This window comes from Mesocricetibacter intestinalis (assembly GCF_004363295.1).
Classification (GTDB): domain Bacteria; phylum Pseudomonadota; class Gammaproteobacteria; order Enterobacterales; family Pasteurellaceae; genus Mesocricetibacter; species Mesocricetibacter intestinalis.
Genome location: NZ_SNYQ01000003.1, coordinates 261,386 through 275,300 on the forward strand (window position 1 = coordinate 261,386; position 13,915 = coordinate 275,300).

The 13,915-nt window shown below is 47.1% G+C and carries 16 protein-coding genes and 1 other RNA gene; 8 read left to right on the forward strand and 9 right to left on the reverse strand.

Translation table 11 applies throughout. The annotated features are described in order from the left end of the window. Window positions 1-202 precede the first annotated feature (202 nt). From grcA to era, 5 genes are all read left to right on the forward strand, one after another. Window positions 203-586 (forward strand): autonomous glycyl radical cofactor GrcA, encoded by a 384-nt coding sequence (gene grcA / locus EDC45_RS05810; protein ID WP_133544392.1) that lies wholly within the window; start codon window positions 203-205, stop codon window positions 584-586. A 217-nt stretch (window positions 587-803) separates the two neighbouring features. Then, the gene (lepA, locus tag EDC45_RS05815; RefSeq protein WP_133544394.1) at window positions 804-2,600 is read left to right on the forward strand and encodes a translation elongation factor 4; all 1,797 of its coding nucleotides are present in this window, start codon (window positions 804-806) and stop codon (window positions 2,598-2,600) included. A gap of 11 nt (window positions 2,601-2,611) precedes the next feature. Beyond that, window positions 2,612-3,634: a signal peptidase I gene (gene lepB / locus EDC45_RS05820; RefSeq protein ID WP_133544396.1), complete on the forward strand. Its 1,023-nt coding sequence runs from the start codon at window positions 2,612-2,614 to the stop codon at window positions 3,632-3,634. Between the two features lie 3 nt (window positions 3,635-3,637). Then, entirely contained in the window at window positions 3,638-4,312 is a 675-nt protein-coding gene (gene rnc, locus EDC45_RS05825; RefSeq protein ID WP_133544398.1) for a ribonuclease III, read from the forward strand. Next, complete coding sequence (gene era, locus EDC45_RS05830; RefSeq protein ID WP_133544400.1) at window positions 4,309-5,244, forward strand: GTPase Era; 936 nt, start codon at window positions 4,309-4,311, stop codon at window positions 5,242-5,244. The genes rnc and era overlap by 4 nt, the downstream gene beginning before the upstream one ends. A gap of 64 nt (window positions 5,245-5,308) precedes the next feature. Here era and pepP read toward each other — a convergent pair whose 3' ends face one another. Together pepP and EDC45_RS05840 are read right to left on the reverse strand one after the other, a co-directional pair. Beyond that, a complete protein-coding gene (pepP, locus tag EDC45_RS05835) occupies window positions 5,309-6,634 on the reverse strand; it encodes a Xaa-Pro aminopeptidase (RefSeq protein ID WP_133544402.1) in 1,326 nt (441 codons plus the stop codon). Between the two features lie 15 nt (window positions 6,635-6,649). Next, the gene (locus EDC45_RS05840; RefSeq protein ID WP_133544404.1) at window positions 6,650-7,195 is read right to left on the reverse strand and encodes a YecA/YgfB family protein; all 546 of its coding nucleotides are present in this window, start codon (window positions 7,193-7,195) and stop codon (window positions 6,650-6,652) included. A gap of 128 nt (window positions 7,196-7,323) precedes the next feature. On the opposite strand from EDC45_RS05840, the gene EDC45_RS05845 reads away from it, so the two are divergent. From EDC45_RS05845 to EDC45_RS05855, 3 genes are all read left to right on the forward strand, one after another. Beyond that, window positions 7,324-7,650, forward strand: a complete 327-nt coding sequence (locus tag EDC45_RS05845) for a cell division protein ZapA (protein ID WP_133544406.1) — start codon at window positions 7,324-7,326, stop codon at window positions 7,648-7,650. A gap of 73 nt (window positions 7,651-7,723) precedes the next feature. Then, window positions 7,724-7,907, forward strand: a non-coding RNA gene (ssrS, locus tag EDC45_RS05850) — 6S RNA. 14 nt (window positions 7,908-7,921) lie between these two features. Continuing rightward, window positions 7,922-8,497 carry a 5-formyltetrahydrofolate cyclo-ligase gene (locus EDC45_RS05855; protein WP_133544522.1) on the forward strand — a complete coding sequence of 192 codons (576 nt, stop codon included), beginning with the start codon at window positions 7,922-7,924 and terminating at the stop codon, window positions 8,495-8,497. Window positions 8,498-8,716: 219 nt separating this feature from the next. Here EDC45_RS05855 and rlmB read toward each other — a convergent pair whose 3' ends face one another. From rlmB to EDC45_RS05890, 7 genes are all read right to left on the reverse strand, one after another. Beyond that, window positions 8,717-9,454, reverse strand: coding sequence for a 23S rRNA (guanosine(2251)-2'-O)-methyltransferase RlmB (gene rlmB, locus EDC45_RS05860; protein ID WP_133544409.1), 738 nt, complete (start codon window positions 9,452-9,454; stop codon window positions 8,717-8,719). A gap of 3 nt (window positions 9,455-9,457) precedes the next feature. Next, window positions 9,458-11,806: a ribonuclease R gene (gene rnr / locus EDC45_RS05865; protein WP_133544411.1), complete on the reverse strand. Its 2,349-nt coding sequence runs from the start codon at window positions 11,804-11,806 to the stop codon at window positions 9,458-9,460. A gap of 164 nt (window positions 11,807-11,970) precedes the next feature. Next, a complete protein-coding gene (gene rplI, locus EDC45_RS05870) occupies window positions 11,971-12,420 on the reverse strand; it encodes a 50S ribosomal protein L9 (protein WP_133544413.1) in 450 nt (149 codons plus the stop codon). Window positions 12,421-12,438: 18 nt separating this feature from the next. After that, window positions 12,439-12,666: a 30S ribosomal protein S18 gene (rpsR, locus tag EDC45_RS05875; RefSeq protein ID WP_005759927.1), complete on the reverse strand. Its 228-nt coding sequence runs from the start codon at window positions 12,664-12,666 to the stop codon at window positions 12,439-12,441. A gap of 12 nt (window positions 12,667-12,678) precedes the next feature. Further along, entirely contained in the window at window positions 12,679-13,005 is a 327-nt protein-coding gene (gene priB, locus EDC45_RS05880) for a primosomal replication protein N (protein ID WP_133544415.1), read from the reverse strand. Continuing rightward, the gene (rpsF, locus tag EDC45_RS05885) at window positions 12,992-13,369 is read right to left on the reverse strand and encodes a 30S ribosomal protein S6 (protein ID WP_133544417.1); all 378 of its coding nucleotides are present in this window, start codon (window positions 13,367-13,369) and stop codon (window positions 12,992-12,994) included. Before rpsF ends, priB begins: the two co-directional genes overlap by 14 nt. A 133-nt stretch (window positions 13,370-13,502) precedes the next feature. Next, window positions 13,503-13,913 (reverse strand): MerR family transcriptional regulator, encoded by a 411-nt coding sequence (locus tag EDC45_RS05890; protein WP_133544419.1) that lies wholly within the window; start codon window positions 13,911-13,913, stop codon window positions 13,503-13,505. Window positions 13,914-13,915: the final 2 nt, after the last annotated feature.

A 13,915-nucleotide genomic window follows, 5' to 3' on the forward strand; every position in this document is an offset into this window, starting at 1 on the left:
GCGCCAAAATGTTAATTTAATGTTAAATAATTTTATTTAAGATTCAAAGACTCATAATAAATTTTGACTAATATCAATTTACCCAAAATGTTATAAAAATTTTATTTGATCCCCCTCAAAAATAGTTGAAAAGATCAAATATTTTGATAGACTGCACAGCAATTAAACGATTTATATTCATCCAGCCAAAGGGAGGCACTTTATGATTAAAGGTATTCAGATTACTCAAGCTGCAAATGACAATTTATTAAATTCATTCTGGTTATTGGACAGCGATAAAGGCGAAGCCCGCTGCTTATGTGCCAAAGGTGAATTCAAAGAAGATCAGATCGTTGCTATCAGCGAATTAGGTCAAATCGAATATCGCGAATTACCTGTCGATGTAGCTCCGACGGTAAAAGTTGAAGGCGGTCAGCATCTGAATGTTAACGTATTACGTCGCGAAACCTTAGAAGATGCGGTAAAACACCCGGAAAACTATCCGCAGCTAACTATCCGCGTTTCAGGTTATGCCGTACGTTTCAATTCATTAACGCCGGAACAGCAGCGTGATGTTATTACCCGTACTTTCACCGAAAGCCTGTAATCGGATATTTAACTCAATGACAAACCCCGGAATTCCGGGGTTTTGTTTTTGTCGCTGTCGCTAAAAAGCCTTCCGCCCTGCGGATAAACTTCCGGCGCAAAAAATATTGCCGAAATCCACCGCTCTTTTACGCCCAAATATAGCGATTTTTAGCCTTTTCGGGTACAATCTTTCAGTTTGATTTTATTTACTTTTAGCGGAACAACTTATTTATTTTATGAAGAATATTCGTAACTTTTCAATTATCGCGCATATCGATCACGGCAAATCCACCTTATCGGATCGTTTGATTCAAACCTGCGGCGGTCTGTCCGATCGCGAAATGGAAGAACAGGTACTGGATTCGATGGAGCTGGAACGCGAGCGCGGCATCACTATCAAAGCACAAAGCGTTACCCTGAACTACCGGGCTAAAAATGGCGAAGACTATCAGCTGAACTTTATCGATACCCCCGGACATGTCGACTTCTCCTATGAAGTTTCCCGCTCATTGGCGGCCTGTGAAGGGGCATTATTAGTGGTAGACGCCGGCCAAGGAGTTGAAGCCCAGACCTTGGCAAATTGCTACACCGCTATAGAAATGAATCTGGAAGTGGTCCCCGTACTGAACAAAATTGACTTACCGGCGGCAGAACCGGAACGCGTAGCGGAAGAAATCGAGGATATCGTCGGCATCGACGCAATTGATGCGGTACGTTGCTCAGCCAAAACCGGCGTCGGTATTGAAGATGTACTGGAAGAAATCGTGGCCAAAATCCCCGCTCCGGAAGGGGATCCCGAAGCGCCGTTACAGGCATTGATTATTGATTCCTGGTTCGATAACTATCTCGGAGTGGTTTCTCTGGTACGAATTAAAAACGGAACCTTGCGCAAAGGGGATAAAATCAAAGTAATGTCTACCGCACAATCCTACAATGTGGATCGTCTCGGCATTTTCACCCCGAAACAGGTGGACACGCAGGTATTGAACTGCGGTGAAGTGGGTTGGTTGGTTTGTGCGATTAAAGATATTCTCGGGGCGCCGGTGGGTGATACCCTGACATTACACCATAAACCCGCCGCCGCCGCGCTACCGGGCTTTAAAAAGGTAAAACCTCAGGTCTACGCCGGGTTATTTCCAATCAGCTCCGATGACTACGAGGCTTTCCGCGACGCACTTGGCAAACTCAGCCTGAACGATGCCTCCCTATTCTATGAGCCGGAAAATTCCACGGCGCTCGGATTCGGCTTTCGCTGCGGTTTTCTCGGCCTGCTGCATATGGAGATTATTCAGGAACGTCTGGAACGGGAATATGATCTGGATCTGATCACCACTGCACCAACGGTTATTTATGAAGTGGAACTAACCAACGGCGAGGTAGTCTATGTAGACAGCCCGTCCAAGCTACCGCCGTTGAACAATATCGCCCAAATCCGCGAACCTATCGCCGAATGTAATATTCTGGTGCCTCAGGATTATCTGGGTAACGTAATTACGCTATGCGTGGAAAAACGCGGCGTACAAACCAATATGGTATATCACGGTAATCAAATCGCCCTGACCTATGAAATTCCGATGGGCGAAGTGGTATTGGATTTCTTTGATCGGTTGAAATCCACCTCGCGCGGTTATGCTTCGCTGGATTACGGTTTTAAACTGTTCCGTGCGGCGGATATGGTGCGGGTGGATATTATGATTAACGGCGAACGGGTCGATGCCCTGGCGTTAATCGTACATAAAGACAACGCCCCGTACCGCGGACGCGAACTGGTGGAAAAAATGAAGGAACTGATTCCCCGCCAGCAATTTGATATTGCGATTCAAGCCGCTATCGGAAACCATATTATCGCCCGTTCCACCGTAAAACAATTACGTAAGAACGTATTGGCAAAATGTTACGGCGGAGATGTCAGCCGTAAGAAAAAATTACTGCAAAAACAAAAAGAAGGTAAAAAACGAATGAAACAGTTAGGTAACGTCGAAGTACCTCAGGAAGCGTTTTTAGCCATTTTACACGTAGGAAAAGACAAATAAGGAAAAAGGGAATGTCTAAATTTTTTCTGCCGATTTTACTTATTGCAGGCTTTATCATCTGGAAAATACTGGACTTTATGCAGCTGCCGAATACCTTTTCGATTCTGCTGATTATTCTGACCCTGCTGTCCGGTATTTTATGGTGCTACCATCGTTTTTCCGTTCTGCCGAAACGGGCAAGACAGGTAGCCCGTGCGGAACAGCGCAGCGGTAAAAGCCTGAGTGAAGAAGAAAAACAACAAATCGAACCAATTTCTGAAGGGGCGGAATTTTTATCTTCACTGTTCCCGGTACTGACCTTGGTCTTAATCCTACGTTCTTTCGTATTGGAACCCTTCCAGATTCCTTCCGGCTCCATGGAGCCGACCCTACGCATCGGCGATTTTCTGGTGGTGGAAAAATATGCTTACGGTTTGAAGGATCCCGTTTTCCAGAATACGCTGATAAAAACCGGCGAGCCGAAGCGTGGTGATGTAATCGTCTTTAAAGCGCCGACTCAGCCTAATATCGATTATATTAAACGTATCGTTGCGATTGGCGGCGATCGAATCCGCTATAACGAACTGGAACGTAAAATCACCATCATCTATGGCAAAGAAGGCAAAGCCTGTACTGAAGATTGCCATATCCGCGAATTTACCTACAGCACACCTAAACCCGATCCGGATTATCGTTTTGTGATCGGTAGAAATGCCGACGGCAGCCTAATATACGGCCCGAATCCGTTGTTGCTAACGGAAAAGGGGGATGTGGAGCACGATATTCATCTTTACCCCGAAGCTATTTCGGAAGGCTTCCGCTATCAGGCATATGATAAACAGGAAAATTATGTTACCGAATGGCTGGTGCCGGAACATGAGTATTTCGTCATGGGGGATAACCGTAACAACAGCGAAGACAGCCGTTTCTGGGGATTTGTACCGGAAAAAAATATCGTGGGGAAAGCCAGCCTCATTTGGCTGAGTTTAGATAAGCAACAGGGAGAATGGCCAACGGGTATCCGTACCGAACGTTTCTTCCGCAAGATTCAGTAAATTATGCAAAATTTAGCAAGACTACAGACGAAAATCGGTTATCAATTTAATGATCTCGGTTTATTAAAGCAAGCCTTGACACATCGCAGTGCCGGGGCCAAACATAATGAACGTCTGGAATTTCTCGGTGATGCGGTATTAAATCTGACTATTGCCGAAGCGCTGTATCATCAATTCCCGCAATGTAACGAAGGCGAACTAAGCCGTATGCGCGCCACTTTGGTACGCGAGCAAACCCTCGCCGTGCTGGCGCGCAAGTTCGAATTGGGTGATTATATGTCCCTGGGACAGGGGGAACTGAAAAGCGGCGGATTCCGGCGCGCTTCAATTCTGGCCGATTGCGTGGAAGCCATTATCGGTGCTATTTCTTTAGATCGTGATCTGATGCAGGCCAATCAGGTGGTACGGCTATGGTATGTTAGCTTGCTGCAGGAAATTAAACCGGGCGAGAATCAAAAGGATCCGAAAACCCGTTTGCAGGAATATTTACAGGGGCAGCGTCTGGCTTTGCCGAACTATGAGGTAATCAATATACAAGGTGAAGCCCATTGCCAGATTTTTACCGTTGAATGCCATATCGCCAATATCAACCAAACATTTACCGGTAGCGGAAGCAGCCGCCGTAAAGCGGAACAGGCCGTTGCCGAACAAATTCTAAAACAACTGGATATAAAATGACAGAATATCGCGCTGAACAGCAAAATCCTCAATCAACTCAGACCTACTGCGGTTTTATCGCTATCGTCGGGCGTCCCAACGTCGGTAAATCCACCTTATTGAATAAGATTTTAGGGCAGAAAATCTCGATTACCTCGCGTAAAGCGCAAACTACCCGCCACCGCATTATAGGTATTCATACCGAAGGCCCTTATCAAGCGATTTATGTTGATACGCCGGGGTTGCATATTGAAGAGAAACGCGCCATTAACCGTCTGATGAATCGAGCCGCCAGCAGCGCTATCGGTGATGTGGATTTAATTATTTTCGTCGTTGAGGGTACCCACTGGAATGCGGACGACGAAATGGTGCTGAATAAACTGCGCGAAGCTAAAGCCCCTGTGGTACTAGCCATTAATAAAATAGACAATATTAAGAATAAAGACGAGTTGTTGCCGTTTATCACCGAGCTGAGTCAGAAGTTCGAATTCAAAGAAATCATCCCGATTTCCGCCCAGCGCGGTAATAATGTCAATAATCTGCAAGCAATCGTACGTCAATCCCTACGAGCGGATATTCATCATTTCCCGGAGGATTACGTAACCGATCGCTCACAGCGCTTTATGGCCTCGGAAATTATCCGCGAAAAGCTAATGCGTTTTATGGGAGAAGAACTGCCCTATTCCGTTACGGTGGAAATTGAGCATTTCAAAGTTAATGAACGCGGTACCTATGAAATCAACGGACTGATTCTGGTGGAGCGCGACGGGCAGAAAAAAATGGTTATCGGCCACCAAGGACAAAAAATAAAAACCATTGGCAGCGAGGCCCGTGCCGATATGGAACGCCTGTTTGATAACAAAGTCCATCTCGAATTATGGGTGAAGGTTAAATCGGGCTGGGCCGATGACGAACGCGCTTTACGCAGCCTGGGTTATATGGAAGATTACTAATGCTTCCCGCCTAATGATCACAAAGGGCCGAATAAATTCGGCCCTTTTCATTTTTCTTCTTTACTTAGATTTTTCCGCTCATTACCGCTTCAATATCTGATATTTCTTTCGGTACCGCCGAAGTCAGTACTTTATTACCGTATTCGGTGATTAAAATATTATCTTCGATTCTGATACCGATTCCCTTGTATTGCTCGGGAACCTCCGCTTGAGGGGCAATATATAGACTGGGTTCCACCGTTAGCACCATACCGACTTCCAGCGGGCGATTCCGCTTATTCCGGCTATTAGCTTCCCCCTGTTTACTGTAGCTCCCCACATCATGCACGTCCAAACCGAGCCAATGACCGAGTCCGTGCATATAGAACTGACGATGGGCCTCCCGTGCGATCAGTTCCTGCGGATCCCCTTGCAAAATTCCGAGCTTCACCAGCCCTTCCACTTTGATCCGAATCACCTCATCATTGGCTTGCTGGATGCTATTTCCCGCCACCAGCAGTTCAATGGCCCGTTTCTGCGCCTTTAACACAATTTCATAGATCTCCCGTTGCGGCTGACTGAATTTTCCGTTAACCGGAAAAGTACGGCTGATATCGCCGGCATACATTGCAAACTCGCAGCCGGCATCAATAAGCAGTAGATCGCCGTCCTTTAAGCTCCGATCATTCTCGGTATAGTGCAGAATGCAGGCATTGTCGCCGCTCGCAACGATACTATTGTAAGCGGCATATCGGGCGCCAAAGCGATTGAACTCATGCACAAGCTCACTTTCGATTTCATATTCCGGCCGATTCGGACGAGTCTCCCGCATCGCGCGCAGATGCCCCAGGGCGCTAATCTGTCCTGCCTGCTGCATTAATGCGATTTCATTCTGCGACTTGAATAAACGCATTTCATCAACAATCAGGCGCCAGTCAAAAACTCGGATAAAATCAACCGCACTTTTTTCCAACAGCGCATCTCCCCAGGGGTGCAGTTGCGGCGCATGATAAAGGCAATCCGTAGCTTTACTTAAGCGGGCAAAAACCGCCTCAAACTCATCAATGGCATAGGCCTGATCCAACGCCAGTTTTTCCGCCGCCTTCTCTACCCCCAAACGTCGGCCGTGCCAGGTCTCCAATAAAGGATCCGAAGGACGTAAAAAAAGGATATCCTGCCGTTGCCCCTGTTTTTTCCGTATCAGCAACACGGCATTAGGTTCGTTAAAGCCGGTCAGATACCAAAAATAGCTGTCCTGACGAAAAGGGAAACTGCAATCGTTATTACGCCGTTTTTCCACTTCGGAAAATACCAGCAGCACGGAATTATCCTGCATTTGTTCCGCCAGCTTGGCCCGCCGTTCGCTGAACTCATGTTGCGGCATAACCGCCATATAAGCTAAATCCGTCATATTTTTTCCTTTGTTTTAATGCAGCACAGGTTTAGAGGCGCTTTTTAGCGGACGGAAATGAGTATAGAACAAGGCGGCAATGGTACGCACATATTCAATAATTTCTTCCAGAGCCTGCATCAGTTCCTCCGGGTCATCCTCTTCACTGTAACCCAAACGGCAAATCTCGTGCAGATCCTCAATGGCTTCGCCGATTTCCCCTTTTTCCAGTTCTAGCTTCGGCTGAGCCAGGCCCAACCCCAATAAAAAGTGATTCGCCCAGGCGGATAATCCGTCGGCCCGCACAAAAACATCTTCCTCCTCCGGCAACCAGAGTTCGAAAGCAAAGGAATCCATATCCGCCAACTGCTCCTTGATTTGGCGATAAAGGGCTTCCGTCCGAGTCAATAAGGCCGTCGGATAGGCATGATTATCATTAGTAAACTGATATACCAGGCTCAACCAGCTTTGGTCCTCAATACCGCCGCATACCAAACCGCTGATAAAACCGTGCAGCTCCGCTGCGGACAGGCTAATCCCCGCCCCCTGCAACTGCTGGTTGAAAGTTAAATAAGAAGTCATTGTTATTACCGCTGTTTTCTATCGTTTAAGATAGCGTCATTCTACCATTCTTTTCGCTATTCTCTATGACGAAAAATTTTCTCTATGGCATAATAGGGCGAAATTTTTGCAAACAGGTGGAAATGCATATGTCATCGAAAACTATTGAGTTGAACTTCTTAGGTCAGCTTTTCCGTTTAAATTGCCCGGAAGAACAGCATGAGGCGCTACGGGAAGCGGCAAAGATTTTAGATCAGCGGGTAAGTGAAATGAAAGAACGCACCGGTATTCTGCAGGTAGAGCGAGTACTGGCTATCGTCGCCCTGAACTTTAGTTTTGAACTGATGAAAGAACAGCAAAAAACCCAGTTTACCGAAGGCGTATTACAATCGCAGATTCAGCAGTTGACGCATTCTTTAGAAAGCATTTCTCTGTCCGGTACAATCTCTCAGCAAACGACCTACGAAATTCAATAAATCCAGGCCGAAAGCTGAATTTTATACCAATTAACACTAGTCAACACCGATAAATTCGGTTAGTATAAATCAAAATTTCCTGAGATGTTCGCTAGCGGATTACGTCCCTGAGCCGATACTAAAAATAGATTGAATTGGTTCTGTATTGTTGGTGAGCAAGCTTAGCCAGACTAAGAAGCCTAAAAACGATAATAACTGATTCCCTTGGACTTTCGGGTTCAAGGACCGAACATCCGCAACGGCATCTCGGGTTCCTTTCTCTTATTTGATTATGCAACAAAATCCCCTTGCCATTCAGCGTCGCAATCTGCGTCATTTGTTCCGTCAACGTCGGCGAAGTTTAACTCCCGAACAGCAACAACAGGCGGAAATACAAATCTGTGAAAAAGCTTTAGCCTTTATTAATCAGCATCAGGCGCAAAATATCGCTCTCTATCTTGCCGTAGACGGTGAAATCGGCACCGCCACACTCATAGAACGTTTATGGGCTGAAGGTAAGGAAGTCTGTCTGCCCGTGCTGCATCCCTTTAGTCTCGGTCATTTATTATTTCTGCGCTATCGTCCGGATTCCGTTCTGCAAGCGAATAAGTTTAATATTAATGAACCCAAACTGGATATACGCGACGTAATACCCAGCCATAAACTGGATATTATTTTTACGCCGCTAGTGGCTTTCGACCAAGCCGGAAATCGGCTTGGCATGGGAGGCGGTTTCTATGATCGCACCCTGTGCGACTGGCAATGCAAATCCTTTCTACCAATCGGACTGGCACATCAATGTCAGCAGCTGGAACGGCTTCCAGCGGAAAGTTGGGATATTCCGCTGGCCCATATTCTCAGTGCTTGAGCAAAGCTATAAATATTCCGGCTGCACACCCGCAAGGTAATTTATCCTGAGCCGGGAAGTACGGGGCATCTAATATATAGACGAAGAGATGAACAAAAGCGCCCGCTTATCCGCTGCTTATTTCAGCTTTCTACAAGCGGGCGAAAATCCGAGAGAAAACCACCGCTCTTTTAACGCGGATAAGCATAGAGCAAGGGTATTCCCGCTAAAGCCTCAAACTTAAAGCGAACGCTGACGTACGATTTCAAACAGGCATACGCCGGTGGCTACCGAAACATTTAAAGAAGAAACCGCACCCGCCATAGGAATACTAATTAATTGATCGCAATGCTCGCGGGTTAAACGGCGCATTCCTTCCCCTTCCGCGCCCATCACCAATGCCAGTGCGCCGCTCAGTTTGGTCTGATACAGGGTTTGTTCGGCTTCACCGGCGGTACCCACCACCCAGATATTATGCCGTTGCTGTAAATCCCTTAAGGTACGGGAGAGGTTGGTAACTCTAATCAGCGGCACCGTTTCTGCCGCCCCGCAAGCCACTTTACGCGCCACAGAGGTTAAAGGCGCCGATTTATCCTTAGGCACAATAACCGCACATACGCCGGCGGCGTCGGCACTGCGCAAACAGGCGCCAAGATTATGCGGATCCGTTATTCCGTCCAATACCAATAACAAGGGATTTTGTTTTTCGCTCAGAATACCGTCCAGATCATGCTCGTTCAATTCTTTCGCCGGCCGTACTCTGGCGATAATTCCCTGATGGTTTTCTCCGTCGGATTTTTTATCCAGGGTCTGTCGGTTGCTCCATTGCACCGCAACGCCAAGGCGCAACAAAGCTTCGGTTAAAGGTTGCAGGCGTTTATCCTCCCGCCCCTTTAATACATAAACTTCAATAAAACGTTCCGGAGCGGTAGCTAATAAGGAATTTACCGCATGAATACCATGAATATAGTCTGACATTAATTATTTTCTCTTCTTATTTTTCTTCTTAGCAGAAACTTTCTCTTTTTTGACCGCACTTTTTGCTTTCTTCCCTTGCTTTTCCATGCTCCGTGCATAACGCGGTGCCCGCTTCGCCTTATCCCTGGCGGTTTTTCCTTCTCTGCGCGGCTTTCTGGCCGAGGAGATCAGGGCGAAATTCACCTGACGTTGCTCCAGGCTGACCGCTTCAACCCTGATTCTCACCGTATCGCCGATACGATAAATAGCACCGCTGTTTTCACCGATTAAACGCTGTGCGGCGACCTCCAGACGATAATAATCATTATCCAGGGTAGAAATATGCACCAGTCCGTCAATAAACAGATCCTTTAAGCGGACAAAGAAACCGAAGCCGGTAACCGAAGAAATAATCCCTTCGAACTCGTCGCCGATATGATCCTGCATATATTCGCACTTCAACCAGTCGGCAACTTCACGGGTGGCATCATCGGCACGGCGCTCGGTCAGGGAGCAATGTTCACCCAGTATGTCCATTTCTTCCAAACTGTAATGATAACCGCCGCCGTCGGTGGTTTTACGTTTGGAACCCTGCTCTTTAGCCAGCAAATATTTAATGCCGCGATGCAAACTGAGATCCGGATAGCGGCGAATCGGCGAGGTAAAATGCGCATATTCTTCCAGCGCCAGACCGAAATGCCCGATATTATCCGGGTGATAAACCGCCTGACTTAAGGAGCGCAGTAACATCATCTGGATTAATTCGCGGTCGGGACGTTCCTGCACCCGAGCCAGCAGCCGTGCATAATCGGCAGTCGTAGGTTTTGCTCCGCCCTCAAGGCTTAAGCCGCATTCGCTTAGGAATGCTCGGAACGCCGATAATTTTTCCTCGCCCGGTGCGGCATGAATACGATAAAGCGCCGGTTCTTGACGCCGCGCCACAAAATTTGCCGCAGCGATATTGGCCAGAATCATACATTCTTCAATCAATTTATGCGCATCATTGCGCACCACCGGCTCAATGCTTTCGATCCGTCCCATGGCATTAAATACGAATTTGCTTTCGATGGTTTCAAAATCAATGGCGCCGCGCTGCCGACGGGCGTTGACCAATGCCTGGTACATGGCGTGCAGCTCCTGCAAATGAGGTACCAACGGCTTGTAGCGCTCGCTCATTTCCTCATCGCCCTCCAAAATCCGCGCCACTTTGGTGTAGGTCAGGCGGGCATGAGAATTCATTACCCCCTCGTAGAATCGGTAATTTTTCAGTTTACCGTTCGTATCAATTTGCATTTCGCATACCATGCAAAGACGATCCACCTGCGGATTCAGTGAACACAGGCCGTTGGAAAGCACTTCCGGCAACATAGGAACAACTCGGTTAGGAAAATAAACGGAATTGCCGCGCAAACGGGCTTCATTATCCAGAGCCGTACGTAAACGTACATAATAGCTGACATCGGCGATAGCAACCCATAAACGCCAACCCTTTTGTTCACGCCGACAATATACCGCATCATCAAAATCCCGTGCGTCCTCGCCGTCAATCGTAACCAAGGGTAAGGGGCGTAAATCCACCCTTCCTTGTTTTGCCGCTTCCGGCACTTCCTCCGTCAGCTTTTTAATTTGCTTTTGTACCGCCGGCGGGAAGCTATGCGGAATATCATGATTGCGCAGGGCTATTTCCACTTCCATTCCTTTCGCCATATTGTCGCCGAGAACTTCGGTAATCACCCCGATAGGTTGACTGAAAGTCGCGGTACGAGGTTTCAGCGCCACGACCACCACCTGTCCCATGCGGGCTGCGCAGCGGCCTTCCTCCGGAATTAAAATATCCCGGCTGATACGGCGATCATCGGGCACCACATAACCTATGCCTTCCTCCAGGAAAAAACGCCCGACTATTTGTTTCTGTCGCTCCTGTAGCAAACGGACGATACGTACTTCGCGCCGTCCTTTACGATCCAACCCCAAGGGCTGGGCCAGTACGAAATCACCGTGCATCACGCGCTTCATCTGTGCATTCGGAATAAACAAATCCTGCTTTGCCCCTTCCACTTGCAGAAAACCGTAGCCCTCGTGGTGCCCAATCACCATTCCTTTCAGTAAATCCAGTTTTTCCGGCAGGGCGTAGCATTTACGTTTGGTAAATACCAGCTGGCCGTCATTTTCCATGGCACGTAAACGGCGGCGTAAACCTTCCCGTTGCTCTTCATCCTTAATTTGTAAGGTTTTCAGGATTTCTTCTTTTGTCATCGGCGCATTATGGCGACGAATGATATCCAGAATAAATTCCCGGCTTGCGACAGGATTGGAATATTTTTTTGCTTCGCGCTCAAAATTTGGATCCTGGGGTTTTGTTTTTTTAGCCATGTTATACCTGCCTGAGTGAGGGATAAATCGGGGTGAGTTTGACACTATACGGGGGATAAATCAAGCCGGAGGGAATTAAATATCTGCGCAAGTACGCTCGGAAAAGAGGGAGTTTTTTAGAATTAAAACAGGGGACGCAGGTCCCCTATAATAAAAATGAATGTTTATTCTGCAACAACAACGATGTTTAATGTTGCAAACACTTCACCGTGGAATTGGAATTTAACTTCGTGATCGCCGGTAGTGCGGAGCGGACCGTTCGGTAAACGAACTTCGCTTTTCGCAACTTCAACGCCGGCCGCAGTAACTGCGTCCGCAACATCACGCGTAGTAATGGAACCGAATAAACGGCCTTCATCACCGGCTTTAGAAACGATTGTTACCGCTTCTAAGGCTTCTAATTTTTCTGCGCGATCTAATGCCGCAGCCAATGCTTTGGCCGCTTTTTCTTCCAATTCGGCACGACGGGCTTCAAAGTGCTCAATGTTAGCTTTGGTCGCCATAACCGCTTTACCCTGCGGGATTAAGAAGTTACGCGCATAACCTGATTTAACACTGACCTGATCACCCACGTTACCTAAGTGAACGATTTTATCTAAAAGAATTACTTGCATTACCGTATCCTCTCTTAATTACTGATGGTTGTCAGTGTACGGAAGTAAGGCTAAATAGCGTGCACGCTTAATAGCGCGGGCTAATTGACGCTGATACTTCGCACGAGTACCGGTAATACGGCTTGGAACAATTTTGCCGCTCTCTGTGATATAGTTCTTCAATGTAGCGATATCTTTATAATCGATTTCAACTACATTTTCCGCTGTAAAGCGGCAGAACTTACGACGACGGAAATAACGTGCCATTTGGCTAGTCTCCTAATCTATAAATTCGATTTGCTCGGCATGTAATACTAACTGGCTGAACCCTTTTGCGCTTTTATGCGCATGAACGAATCCCACTACCAACAGCTTGCTGCCGACCGTAATGCTTTGAGTTTTCTGGATCAATTGATTGCCGCTGATCTGTACCGCCATTTTGCAACTTGCAGAACGTTTAAAGCCTGCTTCGGTCTGCTCGGAATGATGTTCGAGCCAAATGCTGCAATGTTCGATACCGTTCGGGCTTTTTCTTCGTTTAGGCGTATCGGATACGACTCCGATTAAGGATAAACGATTATCAATCTTCGAATTACTCTTCAGCATCCTCAAAATCGTTGTTTTCAACTTCAGTTAAAGCTTTACGATCGTCTTTCGCTTTAACCATTGGGGACGCTTCTGTTACGGCGTGCTTAGTACGAATAATTACGTTACGAAGAACTGCGTCGTTGTAACGGAACGTTGTCTCTAGCTCGTCGATGACTTCTTGAGGCGCTTCTACATTCATAAGCACATAATGTGCTTTATGTAATTTATTGATTGGGTAGGCTAACTGACGACGTCCCCAATCTTCTAGGCGATGAATCTGACCGCCGGCTTCTTTAACAGAACCGGTATAGCGTTCAATCATGCCCGGTACTTGTTCGCTTTGGTCCGGATGAACCATAAACACGATTTCGTAGTGACGCATTACTGCTCCTTACGGGTTAATCAGCCTCCGCGCGATAGACCGACCACCTGTCTGCGGAAGCAAGGAACGAAAATTAGAATGTGGCCGTAGGGTGCGGATTATACACGCTGCCCCCGATTAGCTCAAGGGTAATTTATTTTATTTTGCGGAAACGCACCTTATCGGTACGGAATAGACCTTTCGTCAGACTGACCCCGGTTAATTCACTGCATCTCTGGCGCAGTCGGATTAATTCAATTCTTAAATGATCCAGTTCGTGAATCCGTTTTGCCACTTCTTGAATGTGCCGCTCCAATAAACTATCTATTTCCTGCGCTTGTTCTTCACCCGAATGTTCTAGGCTGAGTAACATTTTTATTTCTTTCAGCGACATATCCAATGAACGGCAGTAACAGATAAAAGAAAGACAGCGCAGATGCTCTTCGCTATAACGGCGGAAATTATTCGCTCCCCGTTCCGGTTTCGGTAAAACCCCCTGCTTTTCATAAAAACGGATGGTTTCGATCGTACATCCCACCGCTTTTGCAAGCTGACCGATTCTCATTA

What these genes read in the sequence shown, in the direction of transcription:
- grcA (WP_133544392.1), top strand. Translation starts at nt 203, where the DNA reads ATGATTAAAGGTATTCAGATTACTCAAGCTGCAAATGACAATTTATTA.
- lepA (WP_133544394.1), top strand. Translation starts at nt 804, where the DNA reads ATGAAGAATATTCGTAACTTTTCAATTATCGCGCATATCGATCACGGC.
- lepB (WP_133544396.1), top strand. Translation starts at nt 2,612, where the DNA reads ATGTCTAAATTTTTTCTGCCGATTTTACTTATTGCAGGCTTTATCATC.
- rnc (WP_133544398.1), top strand. Translation starts at nt 3,638, where the DNA reads ATGCAAAATTTAGCAAGACTACAGACGAAAATCGGTTATCAATTTAAT.
- era (WP_133544400.1), top strand. Translation starts at nt 4,309, where the DNA reads ATGACAGAATATCGCGCTGAACAGCAAAATCCTCAATCAACTCAGACC.
- pepP (WP_133544402.1), bottom strand. Translation starts at nt 6,634, where the DNA reads ATGACGGATTTAGCTTATATGGCGGTTATGCCGCAACATGAGTTCAGC.
- EDC45_RS05840 (WP_133544404.1), bottom strand. Translation starts at nt 7,195, where the DNA reads ATGACTTCTTATTTAACTTTCAACCAGCAGTTGCAGGGGGCGGGGATT.
- EDC45_RS05845 (WP_133544406.1), top strand. Translation starts at nt 7,324, where the DNA reads ATGTCATCGAAAACTATTGAGTTGAACTTCTTAGGTCAGCTTTTCCGT.
- EDC45_RS05855 (WP_133544522.1), top strand. Translation starts at nt 7,922, where the DNA reads ATGCAACAAAATCCCCTTGCCATTCAGCGTCGCAATCTGCGTCATTTG.
- rlmB (WP_133544409.1), bottom strand. Translation starts at nt 9,454, where the DNA reads ATGTCAGACTATATTCATGGTATTCATGCGGTAAATTCCTTATTAGCT.
- rnr (WP_133544411.1), bottom strand. Translation starts at nt 11,806, where the DNA reads ATGGCTAAAAAAACAAAACCCCAGGATCCAAATTTTGAGCGCGAAGCA.
- rplI (WP_133544413.1), bottom strand. Translation starts at nt 12,420, where the DNA reads ATGCAAGTAATTCTTTTAGATAAAATCGTTCACTTAGGTAACGTGGGT.
- rpsR (WP_005759927.1), bottom strand. Translation starts at nt 12,666, where the DNA reads ATGGCACGTTATTTCCGTCGTCGTAAGTTCTGCCGCTTTACAGCGGAA.
- priB (WP_133544415.1), bottom strand. Translation starts at nt 13,005, where the DNA reads ATGCTGAAGAGTAATTCGAAGATTGATAATCGTTTATCCTTAATCGGA.
- rpsF (WP_133544417.1), bottom strand. Translation starts at nt 13,369, where the DNA reads ATGCGTCACTACGAAATCGTGTTTATGGTTCATCCGGACCAAAGCGAA.
- EDC45_RS05890 (WP_133544419.1), bottom strand. Translation starts at nt 13,913, where the DNA reads ATGAGAATCGGTCAGCTTGCAAAAGCGGTGGGATGTACGATCGAAACC.